Here is a 19,130-nt window from a genome sequence, read left to right as displayed (position 1 = left end):
GAAGAGAGAATGGATAAGAAACAACTGAATGTAAAAGATATATTGATCAATAACGGTATCGTTATTCTGATCCTGTTGATGGTTCTCTTTGTTGGTGTGACAAAACAGAACTTCTTCAGCCGTAGCAACTTTAGCAACATTTCCATCAACGTAGCATGCCGTTTCATCATCGCAGTCGGCGTATCCGGCTGTCTGATTACGAAAGGTACCGACCTTTCTGCAGGACGTCTGGTTGGACTTTCTGCCTGCCTGGCAGGTACTCTGCTCCAGAAGAGTGATTACAGCGGACATTTTGAACTTACCAAAGGATTTGGCGAGCAGAACGTATGGCTGATTCTCCTTATCTGTATCGCTATCTGCTGTGTATTTGGTCTTATCAATGGTATCGTAGTTGCTTACCTGAATGTACCGGCTTTCATCGGTACCCTGGGTATGCAGATGATCGTATACGGTATCAACCTGGTTTACACAAAATCCGTTCCGTTAGGCGGTTATCGTCAGGAGTATACCATCATTGCAAATGGTAACTTCTTCGGTATTCCGTACCTGTTCATCATTGCATTTGTCATCGGCGCGATCATGTGGTTCGTATTTAACTACACCCGCCATGGTAAATATATGTATGCAATCGGCGGCAACGAGGCAGCAGCAGAGGTTGCTGGTGTAAATGTTAAGAAAACCAAGATCATCATCTATGTAACAGCTACTGCACTGTATGCTATCGCAGGTTTCCTTCTGGGAGCTAAATCTGGTGGTGCCGGTGTAAATACCGGTAACGGTTACGAGCTGGAGGCTATCGCAGCTTGTACCATCGGTGGTGTATCTGTAAATGGTGGTATCGGACGTATCTCCGGTGTTATCATCGGTGTACTTGTATTCGAGTTCTTAAAGACCTGCTTACAGTTCCTCGGCATCGACCCGAACTATCAGTATATTGCACAGGGTATCGTTATCGTTGTTGCGATTGCGCTGGATATCCGTAAGTATATTGCGAAGAAGTAATAAGATTAACTGTGTTCTGACGAGAATGTATGTACCATATGAAAAGTCGTCTGAAACCGTACATAAATATAAGTTCGAAAAGAAATCAGAAACTCCCTCTCCATGGATGCATGGCGGGGGAGTTTTTTATAATAGGATAATCCGTTGGAATCTTCTATTATATAAACTGCCGGGCAGGATTTTTCTTGTATAAATCTGAAAAGTTGTAATCGGCAGGGGATGGTGGATGAGATGGCGTGCCAGCTCTTGCTTTGACAGTGACGGAAAAATATTTTTGGATTGCCTGAACTTATTTTTATGGATATAATAAGAGAAGAGGCTGTTTCAGAGTGAGCAGCAGAGAAAACAAGCCATATTCTGAAAGGAACAAGGATGAGCGAAAACGAAATGCTGGAAAAGAATGAGACGATAAAAGAAACAGTGAGCGAAAAACTGGAGACGGCGAAAGAAGCGGCAGAGGAGACGGCAGATAAAACTCTGGAGGAACTGGAAGCGGAGAATGAAAAGCTCCGCCGGGAGCTGGAACTCATGAAAGAAAAGACCATCAAAGAGCGCATCTATGACCATGTGCATGTCTCTGTGCGGACGATGGATATTTTTATCGGCGTGATGGTGGTACTGTTTGTGGTGGTTGTGGTGATGGGGATGCTGAATAAGTAGAAAGCAGCCGTGGTTAAAACTGTTTTGAGGATAAATGAGAGGAGGAAGAAAGATGATGTACCCATTTATGACCTTAAATGATGATACGGAAATTACCCATTCTGAAATGCGGGCAGATGGCAGGGTTAAAGTTTATATAGAAACACCCGATGAAAAAGATGGATTTCACAATGCGATATGCTATTTGCCAGATTACAAGTGGGAGAATATAAATGGTTATTCAGATATGGAAATGAGTTATTTCAAGAAACTGATTCGGGAAAATGCACACTTGATTATGGAGTTTTCACAAGAGGGAGGAATTCTGAGTGCCGCAAATTTTTAGGATTGGACCATATATTGTATATTTTTGGTCGAATGAAAATGAGCCGCTGGAACCGGTGCATGTCCATATTGCAGAGGGAAGAGCAACTTCAAATGCGACAAAAGTGTGGATAACCAGTACGGGCAAGGCATTGCTCAGCCACAATTCTTCCAAAATATCAGCCCAAATTTTGAACAGTATGATTCGGGTGATAGAGGCCAACAGTGAAGAAATTATAGAAAAATGGCTTTCTCATTTTGGAGAAATACGGTACTTTTGTTAAGACTTTTTAAGAAATATAAAAAGGACAACTAATTTTATGGAAATCGAACGCAAATATTTAATTAGTCACATTCCATTTGATATAGCCGGATACCCCTTCCACCAGATCGAGCAGGCATATCTAAGCACTGCCCCGGTTGTGCGTGTCCGTCAGGAGGATGACACCTATTATCTGACCTACAAATCCAAAGGACTGATGGCGCGGGAGGAATACAATCTGCCGCTGACGAAGGAATCCTATGAGCATCTCCGTTCGAAGGCTGACGGCAGGATTCTGACGAAAAAGCGTTATCTGATTCCGATGGAAGGAACGGAGTACACGATTGAGCTGGACATTTTTTTAGGTGAATATGAGGGATTGAAGCTGGCGGAGGTTGAATTTCCAAGTGAGGAAGCCGCACTTGCCTTTGTGCCGCCGGAATGGTTCGGACGCGAGGTGACGTTTACGGGCGAGTACCAGAACAGCCGTCTGGCGCTGGCGGAAAACCTGGTATTAAAAACGAAAGAATAAAAACGAAAGAACAATACAAAGGTATATTATTAATGATAAAACAAGTAATGAATTGGATCAAAACGCACCGCTACTGTCTGGCAGGACTCTATATGCTGGTGTTTCTGTCAGGATTTTTTCTGCTGGAGCTGCATGAACCATCGGATGTTCATATTATACACTGTGCGGTCGATGACCTGATACCGTTTAATGAATGGTTTGTACTGCCGTATTTTCTGTGGTACGCGTGGGTGCCGGTGTTTATGCTTTATTTTATGATTCGGGACCGGGAGGCATATCTGAGACTTTGCTTTGTGATGTTTGCAGGAGCAACCTTTTGCTTATTTGTCTACCTGCTGGCACCAAACGGTTTAAATCTGCGGCAGGAGATCACATCACAGAATTTCTGCGCGCAGATTGTGCGGTTTCTGCGGAGGGTGGATCCGCCGAACAATGTCTGCCCGTCGATCCATGTATCGAGCACTGTGGCGGTACATCTGACGATCTGCCACGCGGCAAGTGTGCGGAACAAGAAACCGATCCGTACACTTTCGTGGATTGTCACGATTCTGATTTGTCTTTCAACCATGTTCATCAAACAGCATTCGCTGGTCGATGTGCTCTGTGGCTGGATTTTGAGCCTGATTCTTGACGAGGCGGTGAATGTGTGGGTACTAGTAAAGGCATTTTCAAAAGGAAAAGCTGGAAAAACAACGAATGCGGTTCATGAAGAATAAAAAAGTGAACGAATTGAACAGTTGCAATGATTTTCTGATATCTAAAAAGAAAAAATGATTACTTTGTGAAAAATAAAAAAATTAATATAAAAAGTCTTATAAAAATAAAGAACAGGAGGAAATAATCATGGCTGTAGTATACGCATTTTTAGCAGATGGACTGGAAGAAGTGGAATGTCTGGCGACGGCGGACGTGCTGATCCGCGCGGGCGTGAAGGTAAAACTGGTTTCGATTACGGGTAAAAAAGAGGTGAAGGGTGCACATGGATTTGGTATCCATGCAGATGCCCTGCTGCATGAGGTTGACCCGATGAAAGCGGATCTTCTGTTCCTTCCGGGCGGTATGCCGGGAACGAAAAATCTGATGGCGTGCAAACCGCTCTGCGATGCACTGGTGCAGGCAGATGCTGCTGGAAAGCGCCTGGCAGCGATCTGTGCGGCTCCGAGCATTCTGGGGCAGCTGGGGCTTTTGAAGGACAAGAAGGCAACCTGCTATCCGGGCTTTGAGGATGCCCTGACCGGTGCGAAGCTGACGGGTGCGGGCGTTGTGACGGACGGCAATATCACAACGGCGCGTGGACTTGGATATGCGCTGGATCTGGGAATTGAGCTGGCATCGCTCTTAGTCGATCGCCCGGTAGCATTACAGGTCAAAGATTCAATTCAGTATGACCAGGTGTAGTTTCAACTAAAAAACACACAGAAAATACATCAAAAATGGCATAAAACCCACATAAAACCACTCATAAACCCGCAAAAAGTGAACCCAAAATTATATTTTCCGCTAGTATTTAGCACGCAGATATGCTATAATGCTATCTTGAAGTGTAACGCCCGGTAGAATGGCGGTTCACATATAGAAGCAAGGAGGACCCCTTAAAATGAGTTTACAGGTAGAAAAATTAGAGAAGAACATGGCAAAGCTGACCATCGAAGTTCCGGCTGAAGAGTTTGATGCAGCAATCAAAAATGCGTACAACAAGAACAAAAACAAATTCAGCATCCCGGGATTCCGTAAAGGTAAAGCACCGTTAGCTATGCTGGAGAAGATGTATGGCGCTGGCATTTTCTATGAGGATGCAGCAAACGAAGTGATCGACGCATCTTATCCGAAGGCAGCAGAGGAGAGCAAGGAAGAGATCGTTTCCACTCCGGAGATCAAAGTAACTCAGATCGAAAAAGGTAAGGCATTCATCTACGAGGCAACCGTAGCTCTGAAACCGGAAGTAACTCTGGGCGAGTACAAAGGTGTAGAAGTTAAGAAGGCAGAAGCTGTTGTGACAGACGAGGATGTAGAGAACGAGCTGACTGCAGCACGTAAGAAAAACGGCAGATTAATCGACGTAGAAGACGGCGCAATCGAGGACGGCGACAACACTATCATCGACTTCACTGGCTACATTGATGACAAGACATTTGACGGCGGCGCTGGTACAGATTATCCGCTGGTAATCGGTTCCCACTCCTTCATCGAGGGATTTGAGGATCAGTTAATCGGCAAGAAAAAAGGCGAGACCTGTGACGTAAACGTTACTTTCCCGGCTGAGTACCATGCAGACGAGTTGGCTGGCAAACCGGCTAAGTTCGTTGTAACCATCAAAGAGGTTAAGAGAAACGAGCTTCCGGAGCTGAACGATGAGTTCGCAAGCGAAGTATCTGATTTCGATACTCTGGATGAGTACAAAGCAGACATCCGCAAGAAACTGCAGGAGAAGAAAGAGCAGGATGCTAAAGTAGAGAACGAGAACAACGTAATCGAAAAAGTAGTTGAGAACGCTCAGATGGAACTGCCGCAGCCGATGGTTGACACTCAGGCAAGAGAGATGGTAGAGAACTATGCTCGCCGTCTGCAGAGCCAGGGCTTAAACATCAACGATTACATGAAATATACCGGCATGACACCGGAGAAGCTGATGGAGCAGATGCGTCCGGAAGCAGAGAAGAGAATCAAGACCAGACTGGTTCTTGAGAAAGTAGTTGAAGTTGAGAACGTAGAAGTTTCCGATGAGAAGCTTGACGAGCAGATCAACGAGATCGCAGCATCCTACAAACTGGAAGGCGCTAAGCTGAAAGAAATGATGGGTGAGCGCGAGAAAGAGCAGATCCGTGAGGACCTGAAAGTTCAGGCAGCGATCGATTTACTGGTAGAGCAGGCAAAGCTTGCTTAATCAAACCGATAAAAGCGAATACTGAAATAAGGCAGAATTCTATGGTGTCCTAAGGCATCATAGAATTTTGTATTACTGTTCACAGGCAGGCACTTTTGGAACCGAAAGTGCCGTGCGATAACATAGTGGCAGCAGATTTTGCTGATTTGTAATGCGAAGCATCAGCAAAATCCTGTTACAGTTTGCACGCGTGTGAACTGTAACAATTTTTGCCATAAACATTCATTCTCAATTATAGGAGGAAGAATCATGAGTTTAGTACCTTATGTCCTTGAATCCACCAGCCGCGGCGAGCGGACGTATGACATTTACTCCCGTTTGCTTAAAGATCGTATCATTTTCCTGGGAGAGGAAGTAAATGATGTGACAGCCAGCCTGGTTGTAGCACAGCTTCTGTTCCTGGAGGCAGAGGATCCGAATAAGGATATCAGCTTATATATCAACAGCCCGGGCGGTTCTGTTACCGCAGGTATGGCGATCTATGACACGATGAATTATATCAAATGTGATGTATCTACCATCTGTCTGGGTATGGCAGCCAGCATGGGCGCATTCCTGCTTTCCGGCGGTACCAAAGGAAAGAGATATGCACTTCCGAACGCAGAAGTGATGATTCACCAGCCATCCGGCGGCGCGAGAGGACAGGCAACCGAGATCCAGATCGTAGCGGAGAATATTCTTCGTACCAAGAAGAAATTAAATGAGATTCTGGCAGCCAATACAGGCCAGCCGTATGACGTGATCGTGCGTGATACAGAGCGTGATAATTACATGACAGCAGAGCAGGCGAAAGAGTATGGTCTGATTGATTGTGTCATTACCAACCACTAATTAGATTTCTGGATGGAATAATAGAAAGGAACAAGGTGGAAGTATGCCAGGCAGAACAGACGACAAAATACGCTGCTCATTTTGCGGCAAGACACAGGATCAGGTTAGAAAACTGATCGCTGGCACAGATAATGTATATATCTGCGATGACTGTATCGAACTCTGCTCGGAGATTCTGGAAGAGGAATTTGCCGATCAGGAAAAAGGACCGGATTTCAGCGGAATCAACCTGCTGAAGCCGAAGGAAATCAAAGAATTTCTCGATGAGTATGTTATCGGACAGGACGACGCCAAGAAGGTACTCTCCGTAGCGGTTTATAACCATTACAAGAGAGTTATGTCCAAGTCCACGCAGGATGTAGAGCTTCAGAAGAGCAACATCCTGATGCTCGGACCGACCGGTTCCGGTAAGACATACCTGGCGCAGACGCTGGCGAAGATCTTAAATGTACCGTTTGCCATCGCGGATGCGACCACTCTGACCGAGGCTGGATATGTCGGCGAGGATGTAGAGAACATTCTCTTGAAGATCATCCAGGCGGCTGATTACGACGTCAGCAAGGCAGAGTACGGCATCATTTATATTGATGAGATTGATAAAATTACGAAGAAGTCTGAAAATGTATCTATCACCCGCGATGTATCGGGCGAGGGTGTACAGCAGGCGCTTTTAAAGATTCTGGAAGGAACCATTGCCAGTGTTCCGCCGCAGGGCGGCAGAAAGCATCCGCAGCAGGAACTGATTCAGATCGATACGACCAACATCTTGTTCATCTGCGGCGGTGCATTTGACGGTCTGGAGAAGATCATCGACAGCCGTTTAGGTGCCGGTTCCATCGGATTTAACTCCGATATTGTGGATCGCAAGCATCAGGATATCGATGAGCTTCTGAAACAGGTAATGCCGCAGGATCTGACGAAGTTTGGTCTGATTCCGGAGTTTATCGGTCGTGTGCCAATCACGGTATCGCTCCAGACGCTCAATGAGGAGGCGCTGGTCCGCATTTTAAGAGAGCCGAAGAATGCACTGATCAAGCAGTATCAGGCGCTTCTCGATCTGGACGGCGTGAAGCTGGAGTTCACGGATGATGCGCTGATGGCGATCGCCCACATGGCAGTCGAGAGAAAGACGGGAGCTAGAGGACTTCGTTCTATCATGGAGTCCCTGATGATGGATACCATGTATGAGATTCCGTCCGATTCCACGATCGGCATCTGCACGATTACCAAAGACGTAGTCGAGGGAAAGAGTGCGCCGGAGCTGGTATATCGCGACAATACGGTGCCCCGCAAGTCTTTTACAGGACGTTCTAAGAAAGACAGAACCGGCGAGATTGCGTAAATGTAAAGGAAAATAAATGCAGCAGCTTGAGAATGGCGGCTGTTAATGGGGTCTGTGAGATGGCGAACTGCCATAGGCAGACCCCTGTTTTTCTTTTCACAGGAAATAACGATACATTTGATTAAGAAAGATAAAGGTGTTATGGAAGATAAGAAACTGACAATGCCGATGATCGCGCTGCGCGGACTGACCGTGCTGCCGCAGATGACGGTAAATTTCGATATCATCCGGGATAAATCCATCGCGGCGGTGGAGCAGGCGATGGTGGGCGATCAGCGAGTATTTCTGGCGACGCAGAAGCAGCCGGATGAGGTGATCCCGGATATTGATGGGATTTTTCAGGTAGGAACGATTGGCTACGTGAAACAGCTTGTCAAGATGCCGGGCGGCATGGTGCGCGTCACGGTGGAAGGGCAGGAGAGAGCTGAGCTTCTGGAGATGGAGAAGGGCGAGGCATGCTGCACTGCGATCGTGGAGATTCTGGATCCGGTCGAGGACGATCTGGACACGATTCAGAAAGAGGCGATGCTCCGGATTCTGAAAGAAAAGCTGGAAGAATACGGAAAATTAAATGTGGCAGCGGGACGTGAAGTATTAAGTCCGTTGATCGCACAGCCAGATCTGACCGAATTAATGAACCAGATATCAGCCCAGTTCCCGTGGAACTATGAAGCGCGCCAGTCGGTACTGGAATGCCGGACGCTGACGGAGATGTATGAGACAGAGCTGCAGCTTCTGCTGACGGAATTAGAGGTTTACCGCGTGAAACGCGAGTTTCAGACGAAGGTAAAGGCGGCGCTGGATAAAAATCAGCGTGATTATATTCTGCGGGAACAGCTGCGTGTGATCCGGGAGGAGCTGGGAGAGGAAAATCCGGTTTCTGATGCGGATGAGATGAAAGAACAGTTGAAGAAGATCAAAGCCAGCGTGGAAGTAAAGGAGCGGATCCGCAAGGAGATCAACCGTTTCCAGAATATGCCGGCTGGCAGCCAGGATGCGAATGTGATCCGGACATATCTGGAAACGGTGCTGGAACTGCCGTGGAACAAAATGACGAAGGATAACGCGAGCCTGAAGCATGCGGAAGAGATTCTGGAAGCCGACCATTATGGTCTGGAAAAGGTCAAAGAGCGCGTGCTGGAATACCTGGCAGTCCGCATCCTGACGAAGAAGGGCACCAGCCCGATCCTTTGCCTGGTGGGACCGCCTGGAACCGGTAAAACTTCGATCGCCCGCTCGATTGCGAAGGCGATGGGACGCAAATATGTCCGCATCAGCCTGGGCGGCGTGCGCGACGAGGCGGAGATCCGCGGTCACAGAAAGACCTACGTCGGCGCGATGCCGGGACGCATCGTGGAAGGGCTCAAGCAGGCAGGGGTTGCCAATCCGCTGATGCTGCTGGATGAGATCGACAAAGTCAGCAGCGATTATAAGGGAGATACATCCTCGGCGCTCTTAGAGGTGCTGGACAGCGAGCAGAATGTGAAATTCCGCGACCATTATGTGGAGATCCCGATTGACCTGTCGGAGGTATTATTTATCGCGACGGCGAATACAACGCAGACGATCCCTGGACCGCTGCTGGACCGTATGGAGCTGATTGAAGTCAATAGTTACACGGAAAATGAAAAATATCACATTGCAAAAGACTATCTGATTCCGAAACAGCTGGAGAAGAATGGCCTTTCGAAGGAACAGTTAAATATCACGGGTTCGGCGCTGGAGAAAATGATTCACAGCTACACCAGGGAAGCTGGAGTCAGGAATCTGGAGCGCCGGGTTGGCGATATCTGCCGCAAGGCAGCCAGAGAGGTGCTGGAGAAGAAGAAACCGTCGATCCGCGTGACAGAGCGGAATCTGGATCATTATCTGGGACGCGAGAAAGTCTTCTTCGATGCAGCCGGAAATGAGGCACAGGTCGGTATCGTGCGCGGTCTGGCGTGGACGAGCGTCGGCGGCGATACACTGCAGATCGAGGTCAATGTCATGCCGGGCAAAGGCGTGCTGCAGATGACGGGTCAGATGGGCGATGTCATGAAAGAGTCGGCGCAAATTGCACTGACCTATGTGCGTTCGGTTGCATCTGATTACGGCGTGAAGGAGAACTATTTCGAGAAACACGATATTCACCTGCATATCCCGGAGGGCGCGGTGCCGAAGGATGGTCCGTCGGCCGGAATCACGATGGCAACGGCGATGCTGTCGGCGGTGACAGGACGGAAGGTACTGCCGCGTGTGGCGATGACCGGCGAGGTAACGCTGCGCGGTCATGTGCTGATGATCGGCGGTCTGAAAGAAAAACTGCTCGCAGCCCGCATGGCGCAGGTGGAAAAGGTGCTGGTACCGGCGAAAAATCAGCCGGATGTCGAGGAGCTTTCGAAGGAAATCACGAAAGGAATGGAGATCGTATACATCAAGGAGATGAACGAAGTCATCCGAGAGGCATTTGTACCGGAGAAATAGCGGTTTAGTAGGAGAAAAAATATGATTATAAAAGATGTAAATCTGGAAACCGTCTGCGGTATTACCAGTAAGCTGCCGGCAAATACACAGCCGGAGTTCGCGTTTGCAGGCAAATCAAACGTTGGAAAATCGTCCCTGATCAATGCGCTGATGAACCGCCGATCCTATGCGAGAACATCCTCGCAGCCGGGCAAGACCCAGACGATCAATTTTTACCATATCAACGACGCGTTTTACTACGTCGATCTGCCAGGGTACGGCTACGCGCGCGCGAGCGTCGAGGTCAAGGCAAAGTGGGGCAAGATGATTGAGAATTATCTGCACAAATCGCAGATGCTTCGCTGCGTCTTCCTGCTGATTGATATCCGTCATGAGCCGTCTTCAAACGACAAGCTCATGTACGACTGGATCGTTTCCCAGGGCTTCCAGCCGATCCTGATTGCGACCAAGGCTGACAAGATCAAGCGCAGCCAGCTCCAGAAACAGTTAAAGATTCTCAGAACAGGTCTGGGAGTCGGCACCGAAGTGATGATGATTCCGTTCTCCGCCGAGACAAAACAGGGCAGAGAAGAGATCTGGAACTATCTGGAGACGGAGATCTGGAAGGTGGAACATCCGGGGGAATAGATGCCGGTGGGTAACTGTTCACAGGTAGGAATTTTCTGAACTGAAAATTCCGTACGATACAGTTCCGGCAGCAGATTTTGCCGATTTGGAATGCGTAGCATCGGCAAAATCCCGTTGCTGAGCACACATGTGTGAACAGTAACGCCGGTGGAGAGTGCGGACGGCGAGAAATAGAATAGAGTTTTAGAAAAAATCGAAAAATAAACATATAAACTGCGGTATCTGACCGGATATCAGGCGGCGCCTATCCTTGCGGGCGATGTCAAATATCTGGGCTGGGTGGCGCAGTTTTTTGTTTCACAGGAAATTGCGTCCTATGAAACAAAAAAGCGTTAGGTTTTTTTGAGAGAATAAAATATATATTTCTGGAAAATATAAAAATTGAGGTAACTGTTCAGTAGGTCTGCGCATTTACTGCGTTTTAATGGATTTTTGCGCGTGACTGTGAAGGTACTGAACAGTTACGAATTGAGAAAAATAATAAGGCTATCTTGAAGTAAAAAGTGATAGGATGGAATTTAAGCCTTATGGTGGTGCGGGTTGTGATTGAGTTGTGAGATAGAAGGGAGCAGCCATGTTTGAAAATCGGACGGATCTGGCGTTGGAGGAGAGAGAAAGTTTTGAGGGGGATGGGGGCGAAATCGGCGGTGTGGCGCTGCGGGAATGGCGCTGTCATGGCAGTTCGATCCGGATGACGGAAGTCTCGATTTTGAACGAAAAAGGTGCGGAATCAATGGGAAAGCCGATGGGAACCTACCTGACGATGGAAGATCCGGGTCTGTCGGAGACAGAGGATGTATACTGTGAGGCGGCTGCCGGGGAGTTAGGACGGCAGCTGGCGTCCCTGATCCGGAAAAACTGTGCTTCAACCATGGCCGGACTTTCGATTCTGGTAGCGGGACTGGGAAACCGGCAGGTGACGCCGGATTCGCTGGGACCGCGCGTGGTGGATGGGCTTTCGATGAACCGCCATCTGCGGACGGAGCCAGGCAGAAGAAATGGCACATACCTCTATACGGCTGAGAAAGCGGGGCGGACGGTGCATCCGGTTCTCAGCGGTATCCATCCAGGGGTGATGGCACAGACAGGGATGGAGACGGCAGAAATTGTCCGCGGCGTCGTGCGGGAGAGCCGCCCGGATCTGGTGATCGCGGTCGACGCGCTGGCGGCGCGAAACGTCCACCGTCTGGCAAGCACCATTCAGCTGACGGATACAGGAATTCATCCGGGTTCCGGCGTCGGCAACCACCGCCGGGGAATGACGCGGGAAAATCTCGGCGTGCCGGTAATCGCGATCGGCGTTCCGACGGTTGTGGGCGCGGCGGCGATCGTTCACGGGACGGTCAATGCGTTAGTGCGGACACTAACCGCCTCAAAAGAGGGCAGCCGGTACGGTGAATACATCCGGGAACTGGATTCGGACAGCCAGTATGAGCTGATCCGGGAACTTCTGGAACCTGAATTTGGAGCGATGTTTGTGACCCCGCAGGACATGGACGAGCGTATCTGCAAGCTGAGCGCAGCAATCGCCGAGGGGATCCGGCGGGCAGTGGAACGGCTGGAGGAAGAAAGATAACACTGAAAAAAATGCCAGATTGAAAAACAGAACCAAACAGGAAACTACACTTTGCTAATCGCATAGGATAGAACAGGAAAGAAGGGAGATGAATGCGGTGCGGTGGTGGCAGAGGGCAGCCGGGCTCCTGATGGTTCTGTTTTTGCTGACAGTCGGCTGGAAGATGCGTGCATTCATCTGGACAGCTGTGCAGAATGCGGTGGTAAGGTCCTGGTATCCGGTCTGGGGGACTAATTTGCGGGATATACCAGATTCGGAGGAGGGGAAAAGGCATAGACTTGCCGGGTGGAAGAAACAGACGCAGGGAGAAGCCGATCCGTCCTATTATAAATATCTGGAAGAACAGGAAGTCCGGCAGGAGTATATGGATTTCCTGGCACAGTTTTCCGGGAGTAGGCTGGTGGATGGAACTTTACTTGGAAAATGGAACGGGCTTGTTCATGAAAGTGGGAGACAGGGCGGCGGAGAGACGGACGAAGAGAGGCTGTATAGTGTTGGAAAGAATGGAGAAAAGACAGAGAGGGCAAATCCTGCCGCACTGGTGGACAGCCCGCGTCTGCGGAAAAAGCTGGAAGATTATGATTATCTGATCCAGCATTTTTTTACAATCCACCCGACGGCGTCGATTGACCGGAGCCTGATGAACGCAGAGACATTTTTGTCGATGGATCTGACAATCAGGAAGGACGAGGCGGACGGACCACAGATCTTGATTTATCATACCCATTCGCAGGAAAATTATAGAGATTATGCGGGAAGCGACGGAAAGGGCGCGGTAGTGTCTCTGGGGGAAGAGCTGGCAAAACGGCTGCGGGCGAAAGGATATCAGGTCTGGCACGATACAACTGCCTATGATATGAAGTCGGGGCATCTCGACCGGAGCCGTGCCTATACATATGCCTGCGAGGGTGTCACGAACCTTTTGCAGAAATACCCGTCGATTCAAGTGATTTTAGATGTGCACCGGGACGGTGTCAGCGAGCAGACGCATCTAGTCACGCAGATAGAAGGGAAACCAACGGCACAGATCATGTTTTTCAACGGTACCAGCGAGACGCCGGACGGACCGATCGAGTATCTGGCAAATCCCTGCCGGAAGGAAAATCTGGCGTTCAGTTTTCAGATGAAGTGGAATGCCGATCAGATATATCCTGGGTTTACGCGGACGATTTATTTAAAGGGGCTTCGTTACAATCTACATCTACGCCCGCGCTCGGCGTTGATTGAGGTCGGGGCACAGACGAATACATATGAAGAGGCGGTCAATGCGATGGATCCGCTGGCGCAGCTTCTGGATCAGGTGCTGACAGGCTAATGGCAAGGCTTTTAGTCAAGGCTTTTTCTATTTCAGGACTTGCGGCGTACCTGAAAAAATGGTATATTCATTTAGATCAGGTGTTATTTATTATAAAAGATGATTTTAAATAAAAAATAAGATATCGCAGCAAACATTTTGCTGCCAAACAAAGTGATACAGAGAGAGGAATGAACGGATGGCAATTATAGATCAGAGCAAAATCAGAAATTTCTGCATCATTGCACATATCGATCACGGCAAATCAACGTTGGCAGATCGTATTATTGAGATGACGGGACTTTTAACGAGCCGTGAGATGCAGGCGCAGGTGCTTGATAACATGGATCTGGAGCGGGAGAGAGGTATTACCATCAAGTCGCAGGCAGTCCGCACGGTATATAAGGCGAAAGACGGTCAGGAGTACATTTTTAACTTAATCGACACGCCTGGACATGTGGACTTTAACTACGAGGTTTCCCGAAGCTTGGCGGCGTGCGACGGCGCGATTCTGGTTGTGGATGCGGCACAGGGAATCGAGGCGCAGACGCTGGCGAATGTATATCTGGCGCTGGATCATGATCTGGAGGTCATTCCGGTGTTAAATAAGATCGATCTGCCGAGTGCGGATCCGGAGCGCGTGGCAGCGGAGATCGAGGATGTGATCGGTCTGGAGGCGTCAGATGCACCGCGCATTTCTGCGAAGACCGGCTTAAATGTCGAGGCAGTTCTGGAGGAGATCGTGCAGAAGATCCCGGCACCGGCGGGCGATCCGGAGGCATCGCTGCAGGCGCTTATTTTCGACTCTCTGTATGATTCTTACAAGGGCGTTATCGTATTCTGCCGTGTGAAGAACGGTACGATCAAAAAAGGCACACGCATGAAAATGATGGCGACCGGAGCGGCTGCCGAGGTTGTGGAGGTTGGATATTTTGGCGCAGGTCAGTTTATTCCGTGCGAAGAGCTTTCAGCCGGTATGGTTGGCTATGTGACTGCCAGTATTAAAAATGTGCAGGATACCCGCGTGGGCGATACGATCACCGATCTGGACAACCCATGTGCAGAGCCGCTTCCGGGTTACAAGAAGGTAACGCCGATGGTATACTGCGGTCTTTATCCGGCGGATGGTGCGAAATATCCGGATCTGCGGGACGCACTGGAAAAATTGCAGCTCAACGATGCAGCGCTCTATTTTGAGCCAGAGACATCGGTAGCGCTGGGCTTTGGTTTCCGGTGTGGTTTCCTGGGGCTTCTCCATCTGGATATTATCCAGGAACGCCTGGAACGCGAGTACAATCTGGATCTTGTGACAACGGCGCCGGGCGTTGTATACCGGGTGCACAAGACGAACGGCGATATGATTGAGCTGACGAACCCGTCAAACCTGCCGGATCCGTCCGAGATTGCCTATATGGAAGAGCCGATCGTGTCGGCGGAGATCATGGTTACGACCGAGTTTGTCGGTGCGATCATGACGCTGTGCCAGGAGCGCCGCGGCGTTTACCTGGGAATGGAGTATATTGAGGCGAGCCGTGCGCTGCTGAAATATGAACTTCCGTTAAATGAGATTATTTATGATTTCTTCGATGCATTGAAATCGCGCTCCCGCGGTTACGCGTCGTTTGATTATGAGTTAAAGGGCTACGAGGAATCCAAGCTGGTAAAACTGGATATTCTCGTCAACCGCGAGGAAGTGGACGCGCTCTCTTTCATCGTATTCGAAGGTTCGGCATATGAGCGCGGCAGAAAAATGTGCGAGAAGCTCAAGGATGAGATTCCGCGTCATTTATTTGAAATTCCAATCCAGGCGGCGGTCGGTGGAAAGATCATTGCCCGCGAGACGGTCAAGGCAATGCGGAAGGACGTTCTGGCAAAATGCTACGGCGGCGATATTTCCCGAAAGAGAAAACTTCTGGAGAAGCAGAAGGAAGGAAAGAAACGTATGCGTCAGATCGGAAACGTAGAGATTCCGCAGAAGGCATTTATGAGCGTCCTGAAGCTGGACGAGGAATAATGGAATTATATATACACATCCCGTTCTGCGTCCGCAAATGCCGTTACTGTGATTTTCTTTCGTTTGCGTCCGATGCGTGCGTGCGGGAAAAATATGTGGATCAGCTGATCCGGGAGATTGAAAGCATTCCGGAAGAGGATGCAGGGCAGTGTCCTGAAAATGCGGCGCTGCGGCTAAACCTGACAGGGCGGACGGTGGAGACGATCTTTATCGGCGGCGGAACGCCGTCCCTGCTTCCACCATCGGCGATTGAGCGGATTCTGGCAGCCGTCCGGCAGGTCTTTCGGGTAGAGCCGGATGCGGAGATCACGATGGAGGCGAATCCGGGGACATTGACGCCGGATTCGGCAGCCGGTTACCGGAATGCAGGGGTCAACCGCCTGAGTCTGGGGCTGCAGTCGGCTTCGGAGGAGGAATTGCGGCTTTTAGGGCGGATTCATACGCGGGAGCAGTTTTTACAGAGTTTTCGTGCTGCGCGGGACGCTGGATTTGACAATATCAATGTCGATCTGATGTCGGCGCTTCCGGGACAGTCGGAGGAGAGCTGGCAGGAGACTCTGCGGTTCGTCTGCGACCTTGAACCGGAACATATTTCCGCATACAGCCTGATTGTGGAAGAAGGCACGCCGTTATATGAAGAGTACGGGGAGATGTGCGCGGATCTGGAGAAATACGGCGATTACGCCTCTATGCCAAAGCGTTTACAGACGAAGTATGAAGGCTGCAAATGTCTGCCGGATGAGGAGACAGACCGGAATATGTACCACCACACGAAAACAACGCTGGCGAAGCTGGGCTATGAGCGGTATGAGATTTCCAATTATGCCAGACCGGGCTATGCCTGCCGCCACAACATCGGTTACTGGACCGGTGTGGAGTATCTGGGGCTTGGTCTGGGGGCATCCTCGCTGGTGGGCGGGAAACGCTTTCAGGTGACGGCGGATTTGAACCGTTATCTGGTGTTTACGAAAGAAGAGCTGGCAGCGGGCGCGCAGTATGAGGAAATACACGAACTGAGCCGTCAGGAGCGGATGGAAGAATTTATGTTTCTGGGGCTGCGGCTGACCGGCGGCGTCCGGACAGCAGAGTTTGAACGCCGGTTTGGCGTGGCGATGGAAGCGGTGTACGGCGAGGTGATCGAGCGGCTTTTGAAAGAAGGATTGTTGGAAGCATCGGTCCAGACAGATAGCCATATCCGCCTGACTGAATATGGCTTGGATGTCAGTACCTATGCACTGGCGGAGTTTTTGCAATAAGAATAGAAATGTATGCCCGGAGTGCTTTTTGATTTCTGTTTTGCGACGGCAAGAGGAATTTGGGCGCGCATGAAAATTTTGGAGGATGTAGCATGGATTGCACGATACTGCAGTTTATAATCGTCTGCCCGATGGTATTTCTGGCAGGCTTTGTGGATGCGATCGCAGGGGGAGGCGGATTGATTTCACTTCCGGCGTACCTGATCGCCGGGGTTCCGACCCATATGGCGCTCGGAACCAACAAAATGAGTTCCATGATGGGAACGGCAATCGCGACCGGGCGGTTTGCCAAAAACGGTTACATACAGTTTAAGAAGGTGGTCTGGTTTATCGTGGCGGCGCTGATCGGTTCTTCGATCGGTTCGAACCTGACTCTGTTAGTCAGCGATAAGATTTTACAGTATATGATGATCGTGATTCTTCCGATTGTTGCATTTTATGTTATGCGGAATAAGAAAATGGGCGATGATTCGCTGGCGGGCACCCTGCCGGAGCGGAAATCATTCCTGATTGCGCTGGCATCCGCGCTGATCATCGGTATTTATGATGGTTTTTACGGACCGGGAACTGGAACTTTCCTGCTGCTGGTGCTCACAGGAGCGGCGCGCTATACGATGAAAGAGGCGGCGGGTACGACAAAGGCGATCAATCTTTCGTCTAATGTGGCGGCGTTTGTCACATTTGTGATTCACGGCAAGATCATTTACACGCTGGGACTGGCTGCGGCGATCTGCAGTATTTTAGGAAATTATATCGGTTCCGGCCTGGTATTGGGAAATGGACAGAAGATCGTGCGCCCGCTGATTCTGGTGGTGCTGGCGATCCTGTTTGTGAAGATTTTATTGGGAAATTAGAAAAGAAAATTAGAACGATTAGGCGGATTCATTCGTTTGACAGTTACTGTTCACGCATACGTGCCCAGTAACGGAATTTGCCGTGGCTTCGCATTTAAATACGGCAAATTCCTGCTGCCACCACGTTTTCTTACGGCACTTTCGGTTCCAAAAGTGCCTACCTGTGAACAGTAACGTTTGACACATTTACAGTGAAAATGATGCAAAAATAGCTGCGTGATGAAATGTGAATGTTTGGATGATAAGTCGTTTCAATAAAGAGAGGTAACGAACATGAAATGGAAGAAATTTACGCTGACGACCACCACAGAGGCGGTGGATCTCATCAGCTACACATTGGATGAACTCGGCATCGAGGGCATTGAGATTGAGGACAATATCCCGCTGACCGAGAAAGAGACGAAGGGAATGTTCATCGACATTCTGCCGGAGCTTCCGCCGGATGAGGGCGTGGCGAAGGTAAGTTTTTATCTCGATGAGGATGATGATATCCCGGCGATGATGGCGAAAGTCAAAGAGGCGCTGGAAGAATTGAAGCCGTTTACCGATCTGGGCGCCTGCACGTTTGCAGAATCCGAGACGGAGGATAAGGACTGGATCAACAACTGGAAACAGTATTTCAAACCGTTTACGGTCGATCACATCCTCATCAAGCCGACCTGGGAGACAGTACCGGAGGAGCACAAGGACAAGCTGCTGATTCAGATCGATCCGGGTACGGCGTTTGGTACGGGCATGCATGAGACAACGCAGCTTTGCATCCGCCAGCTCGAGAAATACGTGACACCGGATTCAGAGGTGCTTGATGTCGGAACCGGAAGCGGTATCTTAGGCATCACGGCGTTAAAACTGGGCGCAAAACACGTATTTGGAACGGATCTGGATGAAAATGCGATCACAGCCGTTGGCGAGAATCTGGAAGCAAACGGAATCGCACCGGAGCAGTTTAAGGTCGTACAGGGCAACATCATCGACGATAAGGCAGTGCAGGACGAGGTAAAATACGAGTATTACGACATTGCGGTTGCCAACATCCTGGCAGACGTTATCATCATGCTGCAGAAAGAGATCCCGGTTCATATTAAGAAAAATGGTATCTTCATCACATCGGGTATCATTGATATGAAGGAAGAGGCAGTCAAGGCGGCATTTGAGGCGAACGATGCCTTTGAGATTGTAGAGATTACCCATCAGGGCGAGTGGGTTTCTGTCACAGCGAGGAAGAAATAA

At 49.5% G+C, this 19,130-nt stretch carries 18 protein-coding genes; all 18 read left to right on the top strand.

The window, feature by feature from the left end; all coding sequences use genetic code 11:
* Nucleotides 1-9: 9 nt before the first annotated feature.
* The 18 genes from DWX68_RS05155 (at nucleotide 10) to prmA (ending at nucleotide 19,130) form a co-directional block, all read left to right on the top strand.
* Nucleotides 10-1,002, top strand: coding sequence for a beta-methylgalactoside transporter (locus tag DWX68_RS05155; RefSeq protein WP_107001612.1), 993 nt, complete (start codon nucleotides 10-12; stop codon nucleotides 1,000-1,002).
* Between the two features lie 372 nt (nucleotides 1,003-1,374).
* Nucleotides 1,375-1,662 carry a hypothetical protein gene (locus tag DWX68_RS05150; RefSeq protein ID WP_227589388.1) on the top strand — a complete coding sequence of 96 codons (288 nt, stop codon included), beginning with the start codon at nucleotides 1,375-1,377 and terminating at the stop codon, nucleotides 1,660-1,662.
* Between the two features lie 52 nt (nucleotides 1,663-1,714).
* A complete protein-coding gene (locus DWX68_RS05145) occupies nucleotides 1,715-1,987 on the top strand; it encodes a hypothetical protein (RefSeq protein WP_107001611.1) in 273 nt (90 codons plus the stop codon).
* On the top strand, nucleotides 1,971-2,249 hold the full coding sequence (locus tag DWX68_RS05140; RefSeq protein ID WP_107001610.1) for a DUF4160 domain-containing protein: 279 nt from the start codon (nucleotides 1,971-1,973) through the stop codon (nucleotides 2,247-2,249). The genes DWX68_RS05145 and DWX68_RS05140 overlap by 17 nt, the downstream gene beginning before the upstream one ends.
* Before the next feature lie 36 nt (nucleotides 2,250-2,285).
* A complete protein-coding gene (locus DWX68_RS05135; RefSeq protein WP_117795066.1) occupies nucleotides 2,286-2,759 on the top strand; it encodes a CYTH domain-containing protein in 474 nt (157 codons plus the stop codon).
* 47 nt (nucleotides 2,760-2,806) lie between these two features.
* Nucleotides 2,807-3,475, top strand: a complete 669-nt coding sequence (locus tag DWX68_RS05130; RefSeq protein ID WP_182429730.1) for a phosphatase PAP2 family protein — start codon at nucleotides 2,807-2,809, stop codon at nucleotides 3,473-3,475.
* A gap of 127 nt (nucleotides 3,476-3,602) precedes the next feature.
* The gene (locus tag DWX68_RS05125) at nucleotides 3,603-4,157 is read left to right on the top strand and encodes a DJ-1 family glyoxalase III (protein ID WP_118570227.1); all 555 of its coding nucleotides are present in this window, start codon (nucleotides 3,603-3,605) and stop codon (nucleotides 4,155-4,157) included.
* A 199-nt stretch (nucleotides 4,158-4,356) separates the two neighbouring features.
* On the top strand, nucleotides 4,357-5,643 hold the full coding sequence (tig, locus tag DWX68_RS05120) for a trigger factor (protein ID WP_022359227.1): 1,287 nt from the start codon (nucleotides 4,357-4,359) through the stop codon (nucleotides 5,641-5,643).
* A gap of 249 nt (nucleotides 5,644-5,892) precedes the next feature.
* Entirely contained in the window at nucleotides 5,893-6,474 is a 582-nt protein-coding gene (gene clpP, locus DWX68_RS05115; RefSeq protein ID WP_022359226.1) for an ATP-dependent Clp endopeptidase proteolytic subunit ClpP, read from the top strand.
* 43 nt (nucleotides 6,475-6,517) lie between these two features.
* Nucleotides 6,518-7,816, top strand: a complete 1,299-nt coding sequence (gene clpX / locus DWX68_RS05110) for an ATP-dependent Clp protease ATP-binding subunit ClpX (protein ID WP_117795072.1) — start codon at nucleotides 6,518-6,520, stop codon at nucleotides 7,814-7,816.
* 141 nt (nucleotides 7,817-7,957) lie between these two features.
* Complete coding sequence (gene lon, locus DWX68_RS05105) at nucleotides 7,958-10,279, top strand: endopeptidase La (protein ID WP_118472498.1); 2,322 nt, start codon at nucleotides 7,958-7,960, stop codon at nucleotides 10,277-10,279.
* Between the two features lie 21 nt (nucleotides 10,280-10,300).
* On the top strand, nucleotides 10,301-10,906 hold the full coding sequence (yihA, locus tag DWX68_RS05100) for a ribosome biogenesis GTP-binding protein YihA/YsxC (protein ID WP_107001606.1): 606 nt from the start codon (nucleotides 10,301-10,303) through the stop codon (nucleotides 10,904-10,906).
* Nucleotides 10,907-11,480: 574 nt separating this feature from the next.
* Nucleotides 11,481-12,482 (top strand): GPR endopeptidase, encoded by a 1,002-nt coding sequence (gene gpr / locus DWX68_RS05095; RefSeq protein WP_118628767.1) that lies wholly within the window; start codon nucleotides 11,481-11,483, stop codon nucleotides 12,480-12,482.
* Nucleotides 12,483-12,570: 88 nt separating this feature from the next.
* Nucleotides 12,571-13,797, top strand: a complete 1,227-nt coding sequence (gene spoIIP, locus DWX68_RS05090) for a stage II sporulation protein P (RefSeq protein WP_107001604.1) — start codon at nucleotides 12,571-12,573, stop codon at nucleotides 13,795-13,797.
* 178 nt (nucleotides 13,798-13,975) lie between these two features.
* Nucleotides 13,976-15,790: a translation elongation factor 4 gene (gene lepA / locus DWX68_RS05085; protein WP_022359720.1), complete on the top strand. Its 1,815-nt coding sequence runs from the start codon at nucleotides 13,976-13,978 to the stop codon at nucleotides 15,788-15,790.
* Nucleotides 15,790-17,046, top strand: coding sequence for a radical SAM family heme chaperone HemW (gene hemW / locus DWX68_RS05080; protein ID WP_118628766.1), 1,257 nt, complete (start codon nucleotides 15,790-15,792; stop codon nucleotides 17,044-17,046). The genes lepA and hemW overlap by 1 nt, the downstream gene beginning before the upstream one ends.
* A gap of 92 nt (nucleotides 17,047-17,138) precedes the next feature.
* Nucleotides 17,139-17,900 (top strand): TSUP family transporter, encoded by a 762-nt coding sequence (locus tag DWX68_RS05075; protein ID WP_107001602.1) that lies wholly within the window; start codon nucleotides 17,139-17,141, stop codon nucleotides 17,898-17,900.
* Between the two features lie 273 nt (nucleotides 17,901-18,173).
* Entirely contained in the window at nucleotides 18,174-19,130 is a 957-nt protein-coding gene (prmA, locus tag DWX68_RS05070) for a 50S ribosomal protein L11 methyltransferase (protein WP_107001601.1), read from the top strand.

This window comes from Clostridium sp. AF20-7 (genome assembly GCF_003479275.1).
GTDB lineage: Bacteria > Bacillota > Clostridia > Lachnospirales > Lachnospiraceae > Otoolea > Otoolea fessa.
This window is presented reverse-complemented; position numbering and strand designations above follow the sequence as displayed.